General features: G+C 56.0%; 14 protein-coding genes. 6 read left to right on the forward strand and 8 right to left on the reverse strand.

Going from position 1 to position 19,089, the window contains the following annotated elements; translation table 11 throughout:
* Positions 1-88: 88 nt before the first annotated feature.
* Positions 89-2,395 carry a DUF1631 domain-containing protein gene (locus ACP3PW_RS01025; RefSeq protein ID WP_426414791.1) on the reverse strand — a complete coding sequence of 769 codons (2,307 nt, stop codon included), beginning with the start codon at positions 2,393-2,395 and terminating at the stop codon, positions 89-91.
* Positions 2,396-2,719: 324 nt separating this feature from the next.
* Here ACP3PW_RS01025 and ACP3PW_RS01030 point away from each other — a divergent pair, with 324 nt between their 5' ends.
* The gene (locus tag ACP3PW_RS01030; RefSeq protein ID WP_426414792.1) at positions 2,720-3,247 is read left to right on the forward strand and encodes a retropepsin-like aspartic protease family protein; all 528 of its coding nucleotides are present in this window, start codon (positions 2,720-2,722) and stop codon (positions 3,245-3,247) included.
* A 98-nt stretch (positions 3,248-3,345) separates the two neighbouring features.
* On the forward strand, positions 3,346-4,191 hold the full coding sequence (nadC, locus tag ACP3PW_RS01035) for a carboxylating nicotinate-nucleotide diphosphorylase (protein WP_426414793.1): 846 nt from the start codon (positions 3,346-3,348) through the stop codon (positions 4,189-4,191).
* A gap of 21 nt (positions 4,192-4,212) precedes the next feature.
* Here nadC and ACP3PW_RS01040 read toward each other — a convergent pair whose 3' ends face one another.
* The 5 genes from ACP3PW_RS01040 to ACP3PW_RS01060 all read right to left on the reverse strand — a co-directional run bounded on the left by ACP3PW_RS01040 (position 4,213) and on the right by ACP3PW_RS01060 (position 10,075).
* Complete coding sequence (locus tag ACP3PW_RS01040; protein WP_426414794.1) at positions 4,213-6,546, reverse strand: mechanosensitive ion channel family protein; 2,334 nt, start codon at positions 6,544-6,546, stop codon at positions 4,213-4,215.
* Between the two features lie 146 nt (positions 6,547-6,692).
* Positions 6,693-7,025 (reverse strand): hypothetical protein, encoded by a 333-nt coding sequence (locus tag ACP3PW_RS01045; protein ID WP_426414795.1) that lies wholly within the window; start codon positions 7,023-7,025, stop codon positions 6,693-6,695.
* Positions 7,026-7,214: 189 nt separating this feature from the next.
* On the reverse strand, positions 7,215-8,690 hold the full coding sequence (locus ACP3PW_RS01050; protein WP_426414796.1) for an ATP-binding protein: 1,476 nt from the start codon (positions 8,688-8,690) through the stop codon (positions 7,215-7,217).
* A 1-nt stretch (position 8,691) separates the two neighbouring features.
* Positions 8,692-9,399: a response regulator gene (locus tag ACP3PW_RS01055; protein ID WP_426414797.1), complete on the reverse strand. Its 708-nt coding sequence runs from the start codon at positions 9,397-9,399 to the stop codon at positions 8,692-8,694.
* A gap of 106 nt (positions 9,400-9,505) precedes the next feature.
* Positions 9,506-10,075 (reverse strand): hypothetical protein, encoded by a 570-nt coding sequence (locus ACP3PW_RS01060; protein ID WP_426414798.1) that lies wholly within the window; start codon positions 10,073-10,075, stop codon positions 9,506-9,508.
* Positions 10,076-10,445: 370 nt separating this feature from the next.
* Between ACP3PW_RS01060 and ACP3PW_RS01065 the strand changes: the two genes are divergently transcribed.
* Together ACP3PW_RS01065 and ACP3PW_RS01070 are read left to right on the forward strand one after the other, a co-directional pair.
* On the forward strand, positions 10,446-10,889 hold the full coding sequence (locus ACP3PW_RS01065; RefSeq protein WP_426414799.1) for a MerR family DNA-binding protein: 444 nt from the start codon (positions 10,446-10,448) through the stop codon (positions 10,887-10,889).
* Entirely contained in the window at positions 10,882-13,653 is a 2,772-nt protein-coding gene (locus tag ACP3PW_RS01070) for a heavy metal translocating P-type ATPase (RefSeq protein ID WP_426414800.1), read from the forward strand. The genes ACP3PW_RS01065 and ACP3PW_RS01070 overlap by 8 nt, the downstream gene beginning before the upstream one ends.
* Before the next feature lie 114 nt (positions 13,654-13,767).
* Here ACP3PW_RS01070 and ACP3PW_RS01075 read toward each other — a convergent pair whose 3' ends face one another.
* Together ACP3PW_RS01075 and prfC are read right to left on the reverse strand one after the other, a co-directional pair.
* A complete protein-coding gene (locus ACP3PW_RS01075) occupies positions 13,768-14,478 on the reverse strand; it encodes an ABC transporter permease (RefSeq protein WP_426414801.1) in 711 nt (236 codons plus the stop codon).
* Positions 14,479-14,657: 179 nt separating this feature from the next.
* The gene (gene prfC, locus ACP3PW_RS01080; RefSeq protein WP_426414802.1) at positions 14,658-16,238 is read right to left on the reverse strand and encodes a peptide chain release factor 3; all 1,581 of its coding nucleotides are present in this window, start codon (positions 16,236-16,238) and stop codon (positions 14,658-14,660) included.
* A 265-nt stretch (positions 16,239-16,503) separates the two neighbouring features.
* Between prfC and ACP3PW_RS01085 the strand changes: the two genes are divergently transcribed.
* Both ACP3PW_RS01085 and ACP3PW_RS01090 read left to right on the forward strand, forming a co-directional pair.
* Positions 16,504-17,874 (forward strand): GntP family permease, encoded by a 1,371-nt coding sequence (locus tag ACP3PW_RS01085; protein ID WP_426414803.1) that lies wholly within the window; start codon positions 16,504-16,506, stop codon positions 17,872-17,874.
* Between the two features lie 53 nt (positions 17,875-17,927).
* A complete protein-coding gene (locus ACP3PW_RS01090) occupies positions 17,928-19,082 on the forward strand; it encodes an L-lactate dehydrogenase (protein ID WP_426414804.1) in 1,155 nt (384 codons plus the stop codon).
* Positions 19,083-19,089 lie beyond the last annotated feature (7 nt).

A 19,089-nucleotide genomic window follows, 5' to 3' on the forward strand; every position in this document is an offset into this window, starting at 1 on the left:
AACCCGAAGCGAATTGGATGCAGGCAGCTTACCAGCAGCCAGCATCCTTTTCAGCATCAGGCGTATTTTAACGTTGCATCAACGCGGGTTACCCGCTTGCCCGGTTCATGTCCCGAAGATTACCAATCACCGATTCCAGCGCTCTATCAAACAATAGCGCATCGTCGAGCAGGCGAACTCCACCATCTCGTAACTCTAATGCGAGGGCGCTGCGGGTTCTTTCAGCAACCTTCACCCCGGTACGGTTCACGAATACATACTTTCCGGTCACCTTGATCACCGCCGCCAATTTACAGCGGAAAGACTTCTCTTCACTTTCGCTAAACTCAACCCAGGCTCCGACCTTCAAGCTATCTATCAGCCTATAGCTCGGATCATCTTCCGCGAGCTCGGTCGTATCAGGGCTACTGGCAGCTGGCTCCAGACCTTTTACACGAACGTTAACCGCTTTTACAGGGTCCGTCTCGACCGCCTTATTGGCGGCGGTCTGCGCCAACGCAGCCTCCTCGGACGGCTGAGAGACGGTCTCGCCCTCATCCAGCGGCGGGGCAATAATATCCGTTACCGAACGGTTTTTTTGCACCGGTTCCTGCGGCGCCTGCTTGGGCTTAAAACTACTCAGGTGGATAGATTCCAGCTCAGCAAACAGTTTGTTCATCGCAAAAGCGTCGAAGGCAATTTCCGTTAACCCTACGCGTAACTGCTTTAGCAAACCGGGTACCATCTTCAGCAATTTTTTCCTATCTGCTGCATCGACAATCGGACTCACGCTCCAGATCAGGTCATCGACTGTATCCAGTGCTTCTTGCCAGCGAGGAGAGTTCTCCCCCTCTTTTAAGTGGATCAAGAGCAACACCCGACTCCACGCGTCCTCCAGCAGGTTCACAACAACCTCGGGGAGCGCCTGCCCAACCATTTTTTCAGACAGCGCCTGTTGTACAGCGTCACGAGCCGACTCGGTTTTTGCGCGCCCCTCTTCGGCATCCCGAACCCGCTGCTCGGTCAGCTCGCTACGGCGCCTCTCGCGCGCCACAAATCCCAGAAAGTCATCCAGGCATTCACCAAATATAGCGATGTCATCTTCAAACTCTTGCAGAATACGAAACACGAGCTGTTCCATTTTCTGGAACAGACGATCCTGGGTCCGAGTATCCTGGTCGTTCCAGCCCAGCGCTGCGGTGGCCATCTCATTGAGCAGTTTCCGCGCAGGATGAGATCCTTTGCTAAAGAAGGCCTTGTCGATTACCGCCACCTTGAGAATGGGAATCTGCATGCGTCCCAGCAAAGCCTTAACCCCGGTGGGCAAATTACGATCGTCGAGAATATACTCGAACAGCATGGAGACCAGATTGATCGCGTCATCATCGACATGGCTTAGGGCAGCGTTACGTTTCCGGCTCTCCATCAGCCCATGCAGGGCACCACGCACATCACCCGCCTCGGAGTCGTGGGAATCGTTACTCTGCTGTAGCTCGGACAGCATCCCCATAAGTTCTTGCTGGCTGGCGATTCCGGCACCGCTGGATGAACGCGCTGCCACTCCGTCGACGCGTTGAGCCGCACCCGATTTTGCCAACAAACCGCGCAAAGTGCCGAACATCTGCTGCGCCAGTTGCACCTCCACCTGAGTCGGATCATCGGACTCCACGTCAGCGGTGACCTCCCTTTGCCGAGACTGAACTCGCTGAGGGGAGGGTTTGGGCGACGGGGTATGGGAGAGGCCCGGCAATACGCCATCGCCTACCAGAGTGTGATTCAATTCAATGTAGAGCTTTTCGATCTGGTTAAGTACGTATTTCTCAAACAACTTAAAGACGATGAGCTTGACCTTGATATCAACATCCAACTCCTTGCAGGCCACACAAAACGCCTCGCAAAGAAGCTTGGGCCCCATCGGGTTATTGACTGCCGTAATACAACGGGCAACCAACGAATCGATACGGGTCGTCAGATGAGTCAGGGCCATACCCTGATCGCGATTGGCAACGCGAGAGACCATCCCTTCGATGGCGACCGATTGTTCCAGCTCGTCATTTTGAAGGATGCTCAAGCCTTCCATCGATACGGAACCAAGAGAGACCTCTCCCTGTTCCGGCTGGGGCAGACTCTGAAAACCCTCATCGATGGCGCGGTAGAAACGCGACTCCATAACCCGCCGTTTCATTCGCAGGTCACGCATCGCTTCAAAATAGATGTTTTGCTCGGAGTTCGAACCTGCCTTATCGGCCATTTCAAACAGGGTGTCGTCCGCGTTATCGAACAACCCCCGCAGCAATACGGCCAGCTGCTTGATCGACTGTTGCCGTATTTTTTGTAGCGGCCTGGCCAGTTGCAATCCGGGCGTGTTGTTGCCGCTGACCGGTGTCAGGGACACAACCTTCGAATCTCTATTCATCGCCCTATCTCCAAATTCCGCGGGTACTTGCATCCTCCCCGCACAGGGATCGTTATCCCCCGTTCCAGCGTCACTCCCTGATATGCTGTTTTACTCTGGACACATTGTCCTGTCTCTGAATGCCAGTATAAAACGATAATAAACCCTCTGGCCCAAGAATTTAGCGGGTTCGGGAGCTCTGTCACATCCACCCGAGAACTGCGTCAAAGTTTTATCTTTTTTATCTCAGAGCCAAGTAAACAAGCTTTTTTAAGTCGCTTCACTTATAAGTACAAAGCCTCTTGCCGGCTGTACCCTGCACAGGAGCTCTGCCTATAATGCCCCATGACCGACAACAACCCCCATAAAGGCTTCGGAAAATGGATGATGGCTATCGCCTGGATCATCGGGCTGGCGCTGCTCACTCGTTATTTTTCAAACGTCGAAGAGCAACAATATAACCCGAACGCTACCCCCCAAAGCCGAATCGATGAACAGGGAGTTCCTGAGCTGGTACTGCAGCAAAACCGGTTTGGCCACTACATTCTGGGGGGCACGATCAACAACCATAACGCGACCCTATTACTGGACACCGGGGCCACCGCCGTAGTGGTTGCCGACCAACTCGCGCGCAAAATCGGCCTGAAACGTGGCGCGGCAGGGTACGCCAACACCGCTAACGGTCGGGTAAAGGTGTATAACACCCGGATTCAGAGCCTGCAGATTGGTGACATTGCTCTATATGATGTACCCGCCAGCATTAACCCGGCAATGCAGGGAGACGAGGTGCTACTGGGTATGAGCGCGCTGCGGCAGCTGGAGTTTACCCAAAGAGGCAATACCTTGACCCTGCGCCCCCTGTCACGACAATGAACCCGTATCCTAAATCAGCTTCTACGCGCCTATGACTTAACAGCACCGGCAAAGCCCCCTATAATTCGGCGCCTCACTCTTACCATTAGGCCAATGCGATGACCCCGACCCAGGCAATGACTCAGGATATCGAGCAGACCGTACGCTGGGCGTTGCAAGAGGATATCGGCAGCGGTGATATCACTGCGGCGCTGATACCTGCGGAGCAGCAAGCCCTGGCGCGCATTATCACACGAGAGGAGGCTGTGATCTGTGGCGTGGCCTGGGTCAATGAGGTCTTTCGCCAACTCGACCCGACCGTAGAGGTCGAATGGCGGGTTAACGATGGTGAGCAGGTGCCGGCCAACACAGAGCTGTTTCGCTTGCGGGGCAAAGCCCGCAGCCTGCTCACAGGTGAGCGCTGCGCCCTCAATTTCCTGCAGACTCTCTCCGGCACTTCAACCCTGTGCCAAGCCTATGCCCGCTTGGTTCACAGCACCAGCGTGCGCCTGCTGGATACCCGCAAAACCCTACCGGGGCTGCGCAGCGCGCAGAAATACGCGGTCACCCAGGGAGGGTGCTACAACCATCGTATAGGCCTGTTTGATGCCTTTCTGATCAAAGAAAACCACATCAACGCCTGTGGCGGCATCCCCCAGGCCGTCGCGGCTGCCCGCAATCAGGCCCCCGAAAAACCGGTAGAGGTGGAGGTAGAATCGATTCAGGAGCTGACACTGGCGCTGGCCGCACACGCCGATATCGTGATGTTGGATAATTTCAGTCTTGATGGTTTGCGTGAGGCCGTAGCGCTTAACCAGGGCGCTGCCAAACTGGAGGCCTCGGGGGGCATTACCCGCGACACCCTGCTGCGGATCGCCCAAACAGGTGTCGACTACATATCCATCGGCGCCCTCACCAAGGACTGCCGAGCGATCGATCTATCGATGCGCCTGCAAGATCTCTAGCTCTAATCCCTGTTCACCCGATTACATATCATCTGCACCACCGTCCTCTGCGCCATCGAGTTTTTGCTGGCGAGCCAGCTCAGCAGCAATAACCGCGGTGGTGGCTGCTGCGGTCACCTGTTCTACCAGTTTATCCCGCTGCGATGGGGTGTTACTTGCCGGGCTTGTTGGCTCCCCTGGAGACGTTGAGGTGTCGCCAGGCGGATTAACTGTATCAGCTGGCGGCGAAGAGGTCTCTCCACTTGCGGGCTGGGCAGCGTGCTCATCGGCTTCATCTTCATGGGGTAAGCTCACCCGGACCTCACGGTGTGCAAAGGTGATCCCCTCCGCCTGTAAAGCATCCCGCACTCGCCTGAAGGCCTCGCGCCGGATAATCCACTGCTCACCGGGTTTGCTGGTGAATTTCATCCGCACAATCAAGGCTGATTCCTCTACCCGCATCACGCCCTGGGACTTGAGCGGAAGAATAAAGCTCGGGCCCATCTCTTCGTCTTCGAGCATTGCTTGCCCGACCCGCTTAATGATTTTTCGTACCTTTTCGATATCGGTGTCGTAAGGCAGGCGCAACTCAAGTTTCATGGTGATCCAGTCACGACTAAGATTCTTAACCGTCGCGATCTCGCCATAGGGAATTGTCTGTACCGCCCCCAGGTGATGGCGCAGCCGCATGGAACGCATCGATATCTTCTCAACGGTTCCTCGCAAGCCTCCGGTTTCAATATACTCACCACGCCTGAAGGCGTCGTCGAGCAAAAAGAAAATTCCGGAAATAACATCCTGTACTAATTTTTGAGCACCAAAGCCTACCGCTATCCCCACTACCCCGGCACCCGCAACCAACGGACCGATCTCAATCCCAAGGCTGTGCAGTAGCGTGAGCACAACCACGACCACCAGCACCGACAAAATAAAGGTGCGTAACAACGGCAATAAGGTTTCGGTTCGGGTCGCGCCGCCCGCGCCACCCTCTCCTTCCGGAGCGGCATCGGCATCCTCCTCCTCAACCGGCATATGCTTCTCGATCAGGGTCCGCACCACCTCCCAGGCGATATAGGCAAGAAGCATAATAACCAGCACGTCTCCGACACGCCCCAGTATCAGCTGGCCGCCACTGCTCTGCATCATATCGAACGAGCCCATGCCCCAGATCTCACTCAGGGTAATCAGCCCAGCTGCCACCAACAACAAGCGGAATCCGTTAAGCACCACTGAGACGACCCGAGGCGCGCGCTGGGGGAAGCTACCAGCCTGCAATACCGGTAGCGAAACAATGCGGGTGAGAAGCGCGTAGACCAAGCGGTCCATGACTGGAAAAAACACCGTCGTCCACCACAGCAGGCTAATCTTGCTCACAAAAACTTCGTTGTCGATAAAACGATTAAACCCCCAAATAACCCATAACAGGAGGAGCCAGAACGTCGCCAATACAGGCCAGGACTGGGCCACCATCTGCCGCATCGGCGAGGCAGTCGAGCTCAACCCTTCGGCAAACATCTGGTTAATGGCTTCGCGTTCCACCCACATTACTGCAACGATAAACAGGGTTCCCAGCAGGACTAAAAACACCATCCCCGCCAATACCAGCTCACGCTGTATACCGATCGCTAAAAGCAATGAGGATCCATGCACGGTGAGCGCATAGATGAGGGCAAACACCAGCACCCACACGTAAATACGCCTAGCTTGCACACACTCAAGGGGCAGTGGACGTATACCTTTGGCCCAAGGCGCCAGAATGGCACGAGCGACTATGCCTACACCGCGAATAGTCACCACAATCGCCAGCACGCTGACCAGCAGTAGCCTGGGTGGTTCTCCAGAGTCAAAAGCGATCACCGGGACCAGTAGCGCGGGTAGAGTAAACACCACCAGTGCTGTCAGGCTAAATAGTGTTCCGAGGACCAGATACCCGAGGCGAACGTACCAGCGCGACTCCTGCTGCTGCTCCATTTTACTGCGTAGCGGGCCCAGTTTAAGGGTCGCGAGTTTCTCGCAAACCAGGCCGAGCGCCATCATCAATACCAGCAACCCTCCCAGGCTGGCCAGGGTTTCACCCCCGTCAAAAAAGCTTGCCTGAACCCTGTCGAGCTGCTCCGGAAGCTGCTGGATTCCGGATCGTAAGTCATTCAATTCATGCTTAAAACGGTCTATACGGTCATGAACCGACCCGACCATCCCCCCCATCGCGGGGGCTTTTGCGTCGCCCTGGGTTGTTACAGAGACGGTGACCTCACCGGCGGTCTGCACGGAAACGGTAGAGGAGTCGGTTTCGGTGGCCCCATAGGATGGAGCGGTGAACAGCGACAGCGCCATTACCAACGCGGCTATAAGCGCCAACTTAGGGTTGAGTATCATCGTTGCTCCTCTACGGGCGAAGGCTGGGCTTGGTGGATATCATTGGTACCTAGCCAGAGTCCATCCGACCTTCTGGTCGGCTTACCCAATCAGTGGCCCGTTATTCCTTAACGTATTGTTCTTTTGCAGCTCGCGCTATTACCCGCTTATTGCTGCACAGGGTCCAGGCTGCGTATCTCTTGCGCGGCGCGAGAATCGAGTACATTGTTAAAGGAGCGCAACGTAAATTCCACTTCGCTCCAGGTCACCTTACCATCACCATTGGCGTCGATCTTATCGACCTGGTCAGCAACAGCGGGGAGCAATTGAGCCGCCGTAGCGTAATCGAGATAACCAGCATTTTTCGTATCCAGTGACTCAAACTCGACTTTTTTGTTCTCTATAAACTCGTGATCGATAACGGGAGTCCGGGCGGCATAAGTAACACCGCCAAACAATCCAAGGCTTACCACCACAAGTAAACGAATTCTTTTAAACATAGGGGGGGTGTCTCCAGCATATTTGTAGTTATTTACTCGCGATAGGCCGTCGTTCCCTGACCGCCTCAATCTGTAGAGTGTAATCGACATTCGGCGGTGTGCCTACCCGAGAGTAGAGCTCCGCCCGACATAGCCTGGCTTAAAGGATCGATTGGGGCGGCTGTTCGATTACCCGCGCCCATCCCCCTGTCAGCCTGGATGCTCAGGGGGCAAACGTACCCGCACCCGAAGTCCGGGATACATATTACTGGCGACAATCTCGCCACCGTGGCGCTCAATCGCCCGACGCGCTATCGCGGTCCCCAACCCCGAACCACTATTTTCCTCTCCACGGGTATCGTCTACGCGATAAAAAGGCTGGAACATCGCTTCGAGTGAATCTTCAGGCACACCGGGCCCTCGGTCTTCCACATCGATAACAACCCACCCATCGACCACGCTGGCAGCTACGGTTATAGCCTCTTCGGCAGGTGAAAACCGAATCCCATTGCGGATGATGTTTTCCAGCGCACTACGCAGCGCCTCCCCATCACCTTCAATCGTGCCGGCCCCGGTGCCCTGTAACAGCACTCGACAATTGCAGGCTTGGGCCTCGAAATTACAATCATCGACCACCGTACGCAGTAGTTCGTCAAGATCAATGGTTTGATCGGGTTGCGGGCTGCTGTCGATTCGAGACCACTCAATCACCTGACCAATTAACTGATTGAGCCGTTGTATCTCCCGCTCCGAGCGGTCCAGCTGTCCATCGATTTTGCCTTCACTTTTATTGCGCGCCAGGGCTAAGGATATCTGCAGTCTGGTCAGGGGCGATCGAAGTTCATGGGATACGTCTCGTAGCAAGCGCTGCTGCCCACTCACCAGTCGCTCCAACTGGTCAGCCATTGCATCAAAATCACGCCCTAGCTCTCCAATTTCATCACGTCGGGTGATTAATGGCTCCCCCGCCCTGGAACCGAGGTCTCCGCCGGCAATTCGCTGGGCGGCCAACTGTAAATGACGAAGCGGCCGAATCAACGAGGCCGACATCAAACCACTAAACAAGCCCGATACCACAATAGCGATGAGCACCGCACTTATATGAGTACTACTTGCATATAGAATACGAGCCCCCTGCCACGGAGGCTCCATACTCATCACCACCTTAAACTGCTCACCACCTAACCGAACAACTCTGGGACCAACCAGCAGCTGTCCATCAACACGCCGGATTATCGGCTCCGAGCTGCCTCCATGATGATCCATGAAACGCTTCACCTCGGGCGGAGATTCCGGCAGCAAGGCTTCACCCGAGTCATTAAACAGATAGTGATCAAGTAGTCGGGTCTGGTTCATACGCTCTGCGATCATCCGCAGTCGCTCCTGCGCCGGCACCGCGAACTCGCCTCGGGGCACCATTCGCGGTTTCTGCCCTAAGGGAGATGGTGCGCCCTGCAATGGTGGCGCGTGCCTCATGGTATGACCCGCAAATCGCTCTATGCGCTGGGTTGCGTGATCCAGCTTGGAAAACAAGCTATGGCGCTCTTCACGCAATGCTTCCGGGTCAAGGCTTACGACAATAGTAACCGCCACGGAACATATAATGACGACCATCGCCAGCCAAAACCAGAAGAAGATCTTCCAAAAAAGACGCTGCACAAACAACGCTGACAATCGCTGGAACACCCTAGCCTCCCGCGCCATTCACGATGTAATAGTAACCGGAGCCGCGCACGGTCTTTAGGCGGGGAGCCCCATCGGGCTTGGCTCCCAATTTACGCCGCACGTTGCTTACGTGCATATCAATGGCCCTGTCGTACTGCACCAGGCGGCGATCGAGCGCTAACTCCGTTAACTCCGCCCGAGATATTAGCTCCCCCGCCCGCTCAACCAGAACCTTCAGCACCACAAATTCGGTCGCGGTAAATTCGATAATCCGGCCACTGCAAGTGACCTCGTGATTAGCAAGATTCAGGTCGAGATCCTCCAGCTGCAAGCGATGACTATAATCCCCTGGCGTGGATTCAGCGGAGATCTCTACCCGCCTGAGTATCGCTTTTATGCGCGCCACCAGCTCGCGGTGATTGTAGGGCTTTGGCAAATAGTCATCGGCACCGATCTCCAGTCCGATAATACGATCGACATCGTCACCGCGCGCAGTCAACATCAACACCGGTATATCCGAATGCTTGCGAACCCGTTTCAACACCTCAAAGCCATTGAGTTTGGGCAGCGTAACGTCTAGCAGCACCAGAGAGTGCCGCCCCTCTATAGCCGCCTCAACGCCCGACTCTCCATCGTGGACGGCATCGACATCAAAGCCCTCTATTGCCAGGTATTCCACCAGGAGTTCGCAGAGCTCGCGATCGTCATCGATCAGCAACAACCGATTCATTGTTTCACCTTTTTATACAACGAAAAGAAACAGAAGCCCTTAAGGCTTCTGTTTCCATATAGTTGGCCAGTGTCTCACCGTTGTGCTGCATAGGGAACCGCCCCGATCAGCTCTCCGGTATTTGGTTGCAACCCGGGCCAAACCCTCGGCCCATACCATAACCCTGTTTCATGCCATGGCCATCGCCCATACCATAACCCGCCCCGGGGCCGCCTTTAAATCCACGGTGATGAATACCAAAACCCGCACCTTTCCGGCCCGGCATCGCTGCCCTCTGCTCGTCGGTCAGGATCGCTCCCATAGCAGCATGGTGGGCCTCACGCATCGCCTGCATATCCTTGTAGAAACTCTCCTGTTTCTCCTGGGTCAGATCGTATTTTTTGAACAGCGCGGCACGTTGCTCCTGATGGCTCTCCATCAGTGTAGCCATTTGTTGCTTCTGGTCATCGTCCAGACCCATTCTCTGCGCCATCGCCTCGACTCTACGCTCACGCATATACTCCTCGGCCTTTAGCTTTTGCTCATCGGTTAAATCAAGAGCCTGGTACAAGTTCCCCATTTGACCACCATGCATACCGTAGCCGCCCATCATGCCGCCACCAAACCCTCCAGGCTGCGCCAGCGCGATCGCCGCGCCACCCAACAGAACCGGTGCTAATAACCAACGCATTTTCATGATCATTCTCCCTGTGTATGAAACTGTTTACTGCTTTCAGTATCCAGTCTAGGAGCAGACGCCTATAGCGTGGTTATGGGCTTGGTAAGGGTTTTGTAAGTATGTAAAAAGAGGGCGCAGTATAGGGACGCCCAATGTCGGCCAATTAACCACTAGTGGCCATCGCCGTTAGCGCGCGCTCTATTATCGCCTGTACTGCAGGGTCGATCAGCCTGCTGCAGATTAGCCACTCGCCAGCCATAGAGGTAGCGACACCACCTGCCTCATTAATCGCCCTAATCGCGGATAGGCAGATTGGGGGCAATACATCGGCTTGACCTATGTGTTACACCGAGGTTTACACTGAGAGTCCACAGAGCAGGAGAACCTCGTGAGAGTCAGCGACATAGCACGCAAAGCCCAGGTAACACCGGAAACGGTTCGCTTCTACGCACGTAAAGGGCTGCTCCATGCCGAGCGTGATCCGAGCAATGGCTACCAGCAGTTTAACAACGAAGCCCTACACCAGCTGCGCTTTATTCAGCAGGCCCGTACCCTCGGCTTCAGTCTCGATGAAATACAGCAGATTCTTCACCACCAGCACAGTGCCAGCTCTCCCTGCCCCATGGTGCGCGAGCTGCTTAGTAAACGAGTGCCAAAGGTGCGACAGCAGATCAACGAGCTGCAGACCCTACTTGCGCGCATGGAACAGGCACTCGAAAGTTGGCAGCAGATGCCCGACGGACTCCCCGACGGAGATACTATCTGCCGTCTGATAGAACACTGGGACACCGGTAACAACGACACGATGAAGGAGGAAACTTCCCATGGCTAGCCACCCAGCCCAACACAGCTACTGGCAACTCGAAGGGGTAAGCTGCAACGGTTGCGTGAACAAAATACGAACCCGCCTGCAACAGGAGCAACCGGCGCTGACACTGGAGGTGGATCTCGGAAACCTGCAGGCCGATATCTTCTCCTCTCTCGATAGCGAAACCTTGCAACAGACAGTGTCCGCGATGGGGTATGGCATCATGCCGCTGACCAGCAGCGAGCGCGTTTATGACCTGCAGGGTGTGCGCTGCGGTGGCTGCGTGAGAAAAATAGGTACCCGGATAAGCGCGCTCGACCCCGCCGCGAAAATAGAGGTGGACCTGGAACAGCAACGGCTGACACTGCACTCGTCCCTCACCGACAGCCAGCTCCACGCCCTGCTCGATGAGCTGGGCTATCTGCCAGCAAACCCGCAAGAGATAGAAGCCTGCGAAACACTCAGCGTTACTGAAACTCTGGACGATAAATTAGACCCGGAGGCAGCGTCACCATCGAGCGACAAAACCGTGCGCCTCGCGTTGCAGGGAATCACCTGCGCCGGCTGCGTAAGAACCATCGAACAGGCGCTGGCGGCGGTTCCCGGAGTCCGACTCGCCGAAGTCAATTTTGCTACCCGTACAGCGTCGGTGGAAACCGATACATCTCCCCAGCGGCTGGTCGACGCCGTTGTAGAATCCGGCTACGGCGCAGAGGTGATCGAAGACGATGCCAAGGCGGACCAAAAGCAACAACAACGCGAACAACAGGAGTACCGATACCGGGTTCGCAACGCTGCGCTCGGTCTGCTGGTTGGTATCCCATTGATGATCTCCGGCTTCTTTGTCGAGATGAGCGTCACCTCCCCCTCGGAGCAATGGCTGTGGGGATGTGTCGGCCTCCTGACCCTGGCGGTTCTGGCGGTAGCGGGTCGTCACTTTTTCATCGGTGGCTGGAGCTCCATTCGTAACCGTAGCGCCAACATGGACCTGCTGATCGCCATCGGTACCGGTAGCGCCTGGCTCTACTCAATGGTGGTTGTACTGGCGCCCGAGCTGATTCCAGTGGCCGCGCGCGCTCTCTATTTTGAAGCCAGCGCGATGATCATCGGCCTGATTAATCTGGGGCAAGCGCTGGAGGTTCGCGCTCGTGGTAAAACCAGCGCAGCCTTGAAACGCTTGCTTGACCTGCAACCCACCACCGCCAGGGCGGTGCGTGATGGCCAGGAGATTGACCTCCCCTTGCAGCAGGTTCAGCTGGACGACCTGCTGCGGGTTCGCCCCGGCGACAAGGTGCCCGTTGATGGCGTCATCATCGAAGGCCAAAGCTACGTCGATGAATCAATGTTAACCGGGGAGCCTGTTGCCGTTCATAAACAACAAGGTGATAACTTATCAGCGGGCACCCTCAACCAAAAAGGCACCCTGCTCTATCGCGCGACCCGCATCGGCTCCGACAGTTTGCTCGGACAGATCATATCCATGGTGCAGCGCGCCCAAAACAGCAAACCCCCAATAAGCCAGCTTGCCGACCGGGTATCCTCCATTTTCGTACCCGCAGTGATGATCATCGCAGTGATCACCGCACTGGTGTGGTTTAACTTCGGCCCCGAACCGCGCGCCGTCCATATGCTCGTCACCGCAACGACCGTGCTCATCATCGCCTGCCCCTGCGCCCTGGGGTTGGCAACCCCGATCTCTGTAATGATCGGGGTTGGGCGAGCGGCGGAGGCGGGAATCCTGATTCGCAATGGCGACGCCCTGCAAAATGCCAGCGAACTCGATGCCATCGTAGTCGACAAAACAGGCACCCTTACGCTGGGCAAGCCTCGGGTTGTTGAACACTTCCTGTATGACGAGACGGTCGATCTTAACCCATTATTGGCACAGGTCAGGCAACTGGAGCGCGGCTCCGAACACCCACTGGCAGCGGCCCTCATTGACTATTGCAATATGCTGCTCGGTAATCAGGATATTGGCAACAAGAGCCTGTCTCACTTTGAAGCCATGAGCGGTTTGGGGGTCGAGGGGCGGGACCTTCAGGGCGAAACCCTGCTGTTGGGCAACTCACGGCTAATGCAGCAGCACGCTATCACAACAGATTTAATGGAGGCCAATGCCCCCACCGGCACCCAGATCTATTTCTCGAAAAGTGGAAGCCTGCTGGCACGATTTACCGTTCGTGACCCGATCAAACCCGATTCCCGGGCGGCTATTGAGCGCCTGCACCGGGATGGGATTGAGGTGATCATGCTCACAGGAGACAACGAGCTCAGCGCAGCAAGTGTCGCCAAAGAGTTGGGCATCGACCGCTATCAGGCACAGTTGATGCCTGCCGACAAGCTGGAGGAGATTAGAAAACTGCAACAACAGGGGTTGAAAGTGGCGATGTGCGGCGATGGTATCAATGATGCGCCAGCGCTGGCGCAGGCCAATGTTGGGTTCGCCATGGGCACCGGCACCGACGTCGCCATGGAAAGCTCCGACATCACCCTCGTACGGGGATCACTGCACGGCATCGCCGATGCGATTGAGCTCTCACGAGCAACCCTGCGTAATATTAAACAGAATTTATGGGGAGCATTTGCCTACAATAGCCTTGGCATCCCCATTGCGGCCGGCGCGCTGTTCCCCTTTTTTGGGGTGTTGCTCAGCCCGGTAATTGCCGGCGCGGCGATGTCCCTCTCCTCAGTAACCGTGGTCAGTAACGCCAGTCGCCTACGCCACCTGCGAGTGGGCTCAGATCCCGCACACACACCCAACAACGAACCCACCCAGGAGGTCATATGAGTCTGCTGATTAACCTTATCGGTATCGCATTAATCCTGATGATCGCCTGGTGGTTCTGGGTGAAGCCCTGAGAGCAAACATCTGATCACTCACCGTTCACAGAGACTGTTATTTCTAACGGTGAGTATTCGGCTCGCGCCATGCGATAAACAGGAACCAGGCGGCAGCCAAACCTGATGCACCGTAGGTCATACACATCACCAGAATCTGGTAGCGCACCGCAACCAGCGGCGATACTCCTGAAAGTATTTGTCCGGTCATCATCCCGGGAAGTGCCACCAATCCAACCGCGAAAAGGGCATTGGTCATAGGTATCAACGAAGCGGTCAGGGCGATGCTGCGGGCGCTTTCGATCGACTGCCCTCGCTCCTGTTCGGCCACCATACGCTCGGCGGCGAGGCTGACGGCGTTGAGCGCGTTGGAAAAGATCATTCCCGCGATGGGAATCATAAACCGAGGCTCATACCAGGGGTCCAGCACCAGTACCGATTGACTGACCAACACAAGAGTCGCACCGCCCGTTATGCCGATTGCCAACATGGCATGGCGGAGTAACCGCCAGCGATGCTGCTCAACCGTGCGCAGGGAGATCCACCCCGACGCCAGTACCATCACCAATAGTACACCCAGCACCAGCAGGGAGGATTCGGTAGAGAAGAGAAAACTCAGCGCGTAACCAATAAGCAATAGCTGTACAACCATGCGCAGCAACGCATAGAGCGCTGTCTTCCAGGCCAGCGACCAATAGAACAACACGCAGACCAGCAATACCACCGGTGCGAAGGCTATTAACAGCCGTGAAAAGGGGATGACATCGACACCCACTGCTAGATACTCCCTGTATCAGTTGCAACAGACATTAACACCCGGTGAGCATCACTCAAAGCATTCCCGCTTATCCACAGCACGATAGGGTGGAACGGTGGGAGAACAGTGGATAGAGCGCCCTGAACCACGCAGGGTATGCCCCTTGGGGAGATGACCAGAAACTGACCATCCGCCTGTTAGTGCTCCCGCGTCGAACAAAACCGAATATCGGGCCAGCGCTCTTCGGTCAGGCTGAGATTGACCCGCGTTGGCGCCAGATAGGTCAGGTGCCCCCCCCCATCGATCGCCAGGTTGTCGTAGGCTTTGCGCTGGAACTCTTCCAGCATCCTAGGATCATCACACTCAACCCAGCGCGCCGTATTGACGCTGATCGGCTCATAAATGCACTCGACCTTGTACTCGTCCTTAAGTCGGTACGCGACCACCTCAAACTGCAACACACCCACGGCACCCACAATAAGATCATTGTTTTTGCGAGGCATAAAGAGCTGGGTTGAGCCCTCTTCAGAAAGCTGCTGCAAGCCTTTTTGCAACTGTTTCATCTTCAATGGATCTTTCAAACGCACACGCTTGAACAGCTCCGGCGCAAAGTGAGGTATACCCGTATACTTCAACACCTCCCCCTCGGTGAAGGTGTCGCCTATCTGAATAGTGCCGTGGTTATGCAAACCGATGATATCCCCGGAAACTGCCTCCTCGACATTGGCGCGATCGCCTGCCAGGAACGTCACCGCATCGGTAATTTTAACGTCCTTACCGATACGCACATGCCTCATCTTCATGCCGCGACTGTACTTACCGGAGCAGATCCGCATAAAGGCAACGCGGTCGCGGTGTTTGGGGTCCATATTCGCTTGTATTTTGAAAACAAAGCCGGAGAACTTCTCCTCCGTCGACCCCACCTCACGAGTATCCGTAACACGGGAAATAGGTGCCGGAGACCACTCCACCAAGCCATCCAGAATATGATCGACACCGAAATTACCCAGCGCGGTACCAAAGAAGACCGGAGTTAGCTGACCCAATAGAAACAGCTCCAGATCAAACTCATTGGACGCCCCCATCACCAGCTCCATCTCCTCACGCAGCTGGTTCGCCAGCTCTTCGCCGACCTCCTGCTCCAACTGTGGGTTATCGAGCCCTTTTATAATGCGGACATCCTGGATAGCGTGTCCCATACCAGACTGATAAAGCAGTGTCTCGTCACGACCGATGTGATACACACCCTTAAAGCGCTTGCCACAACCAATAGGCCAGCTGATGGGTGCGCACATCATGCCCAACTCATTTTCGACCTCGTCCAACAGCTCCATGGGGTCGCGAACTTCACGGTCGAGCTTGTTCATAAAGGTGATGATCGGGGTGTCGCGCAGTCGCGTCACCTCCATGAGCTTGCGAGTGCGCGCCTCAACCCCTTTGGCGGCATCGATCACCATAAGGCAGGAATCGACTGCGGTCAGGGTACGATAGGTATCCTCGGAAAAGTCCTCGTGCCCGGGAGTATCGAGCAGATTAACGACTCGATCCTTGTAGGGAAACTGCATCACCGATGAGGTAATCGAGATACCCCGCTGCTGCTCCATGGTCATCCAGTCTGAGGTCGCCGCCCGATCTCCTTTTTTACCCTTCACCGACCCGGCGACCTGAATCGCCTGCCCTAACAGCAACAGCTTTTCAGTAATCGTCGTTTTACCCGCATCGGGGTGCGAGATGATAGCAAAGGAGCGGCGTTTGTTAATATCGGTCGTTAAACTCATGACAGGAGGTTCTGGCTATACGAAATTGCGCGGCATTATACTCAATTTGTGAAGGATCTGCTTGCCTATCCGACCGTTCAACCCCGCGAAAATGGCCAACCTCCAGCGGCATACCGCAATGTCAGGTGAAACCCGGCTACTAAGGGCCGCACATCAAACCCAGCCACTGGTGAAGTACTGGGCAAAAACCATTCGTTAGGGTGAGTCCAGGCACAGGGTTTAAAGATAGTATTGAGGCAATAACAACAATAAGTAAGGTAAACCCATGGAATACGCAGGACTTTTGGGCAGTGTTGCACTGCTTATCTGGCTGGCATTGCGAGGCGTGGATATCGTTTTTGCTGCCTTGCTATGCGCACTTTTGGTAATCATCACCAACGATCTGCCGCTAGCGACCGGGCTGACCGACTATTTCTCTTTTGGCCCCCTGGGAGCCTTTACCTTTGCCGGAAAGTTTTTCCTGCTATTTGCTGCTGGAGCCATATTCGGCCGGGTGATGGGCGCCAGCCATGCTGCTTCCAGTATCGCCCTTGCCCTGGTTAGGCGTCTGGGCACCGATCGGGCACTGCTCATTACTGTACTCGCCTGCGCCCTGCTCACCTATGGGGGCGTGGTGGTGTTCGTAGTAATCTTCGCGATCTACCCCCTGGGTCTGCGGCTGTTGCAGGAAGCGGATATTCCAAAGCGATTGTTCTGTGCGGCATTAGCACTGGGTGCGGGAACCTTTACCCTGACCGCCCTGCCCGGCACCCCCTCTATCCACAACGTCATCTCCGCGGTATCTCTTGGTACCGATCTCTTTGCCGGCGGCTGGTTGGGATTATTTGGCGGCGCCATTATGTTTACTTGCGGCATCTGGTATCTCGAACGTCAACGCAAACTCGCCAAGGCAAACGGCGAAGGTTTTGTCGCCGGCCCCCGTGACCAGATCTCCAGCGGAGACGGATCCGACTACCCTCGCTGGCAGATCGCAGCCCTGCCTATGATCGCGGTGCTGATTACTATCATCGCCCCCCGGCTAGTTAAGATGCTGTCGTCCGCCGAAGCCCTGGCCGGCGATGGAGGCCTTATGGAGCTGGTACGGTTTGCCAATAGCCAGCCCATTGTTTGGCCCAGCATCGCACTGTTCGGTGGAACCCTGCTGGCCATCGTGCTCTTTCAAGGACTTCGGCGCAACGCTCTGGAGGTGGTCGGACACGGCACCCAGGATGCGATCATGCCCCTTATCAACACCGCTGCGGTGATCGGTTTTGGGGGAGTCGTCACCCACACCAGTGGTTTTGCCAGCTTCGTTAGTCTGATGCTGGAATCGGACCTGCCTCCACTGCTGTCGATGTTTGGTTCGGTTAGCCTGGTCTCGGCCATCACCGGCTCCGCCTCGGGCGGTTTGCAGATCTTTATGCAAACCATGGCACCGGCCTACTTGCAGATGGGTATCGAGCCAGCCGTCCTGCATCGGATCGCCACCATGGCCAGTGGAGGATTCGATTCTCTACCCCACTGCGGTGCCGTAGTGGCTATGCTGACTATTACCGGTTTGACCCATCGGCAAGCGTACCGCGATGTAGGCGTCATCACCGTGCTAATTCCAGTCTTTGCAACCCTATGCACGATCGCGCTAGCATCGCTGCTATAGGACACCGTCATCGCAACTACTGCTATCGTTAGATACAAACAGGAGAAGATTTCATGAGCCTTGGGCCTTTGATCCCGGTCACATCCGCCGACTACCGCCAACGCGCTCGACAGCGCCTGCCCCGCTTCCTGTTTGACTACATCGATGGCGGCAGTAACAGCGAACAAACGCTGCGCCGCAACGTCGCTGACTTCCAGCAACTGTCCCTCAAGCAACGCGTTCTGATGGATGTTGCCCAGGTGAATACCCGCACCCAATTGCTAGGGCAGGAGGCCAGCATGCCGCTGGCACTGGCTCCCATCGGCATGGCCGGTATGATGCGTCGTCGCGGAGAGGTGCAAGGCGCCAAAGCGGCAGCGGCGGCGGGCGTACCCTTCACCCTGTCAACCGTCGGCGTGTGCTCGGTAGAGGAGGTTCAGCACGCCACCCAAACCCCCTTCTGGTTCCAGCTTTATATGCTCAAGGACCGGGATGCGGTGCTATCGCTAATGGAAAGGGCACGCATGGCCGGCTGCGATACGCTGGTGTTTACGGTGGACCTACCGGTAGCAGGAATGCGGCTGCGCGACACCCGCAATGGTGTGGTCGGAGGACGCCCAGGCAGCGGCTTAAGTCGAGCCTGCCAACTGGCCATGCGCCCCCAGTGGCTTGTGGATGTTGGCATTAAGGGCAAACCCCACACCCTGGGTAACCTCAGCGAGCTGGTCGAGGGGTCCAACGATCTCAATGCATACAAGCGGTTTATCGACTCCCAGTTTGATGCCAGCGTCACCTGGGAGGATATCACCTGGTTGCGTAATCAATGGCAAGGCAAACTCATGATCAAGGGAATCCTTGAGGTAGAGGATGCTCGCGCCTGTGCCGAACTGGGCGCCGACGGACTCGTGGTGTCCAACCACGGCGGTCGTCAGCTCGATAGCGCCGCGTCTACCATCTCAAAGCTACCGGCCATCAACGAGGCGGTCGGGGATCAGCTGGAGGTCTATCTCGACGGCGGTGTTCGCGATGGGGTCGATCTGGTCAAGGCGGTGGCACTGGGTGCCAAGGGGGTCCTCATCGGTCGCCCCTGGATCTGGACAGTTGCCGCGGCTGGCGAGCAGGGGCTGCGTGATATGCTCGATGTTTTCCAACAGGAGGTGGCCACGACTCTGGCGCTGATGGGGGTGAACAGTATCGACGAGTTGCGAGCAGAGATGGTAGAGCGCTAAGGCATAA

The sequence above is a fragment of the Aestuariirhabdus sp. LZHN29 genome, assembly GCF_049985285.1.
Classification (GTDB): Bacteria; Pseudomonadota; Gammaproteobacteria; order Pseudomonadales; family Aestuariirhabdaceae; genus Aestuariirhabdus.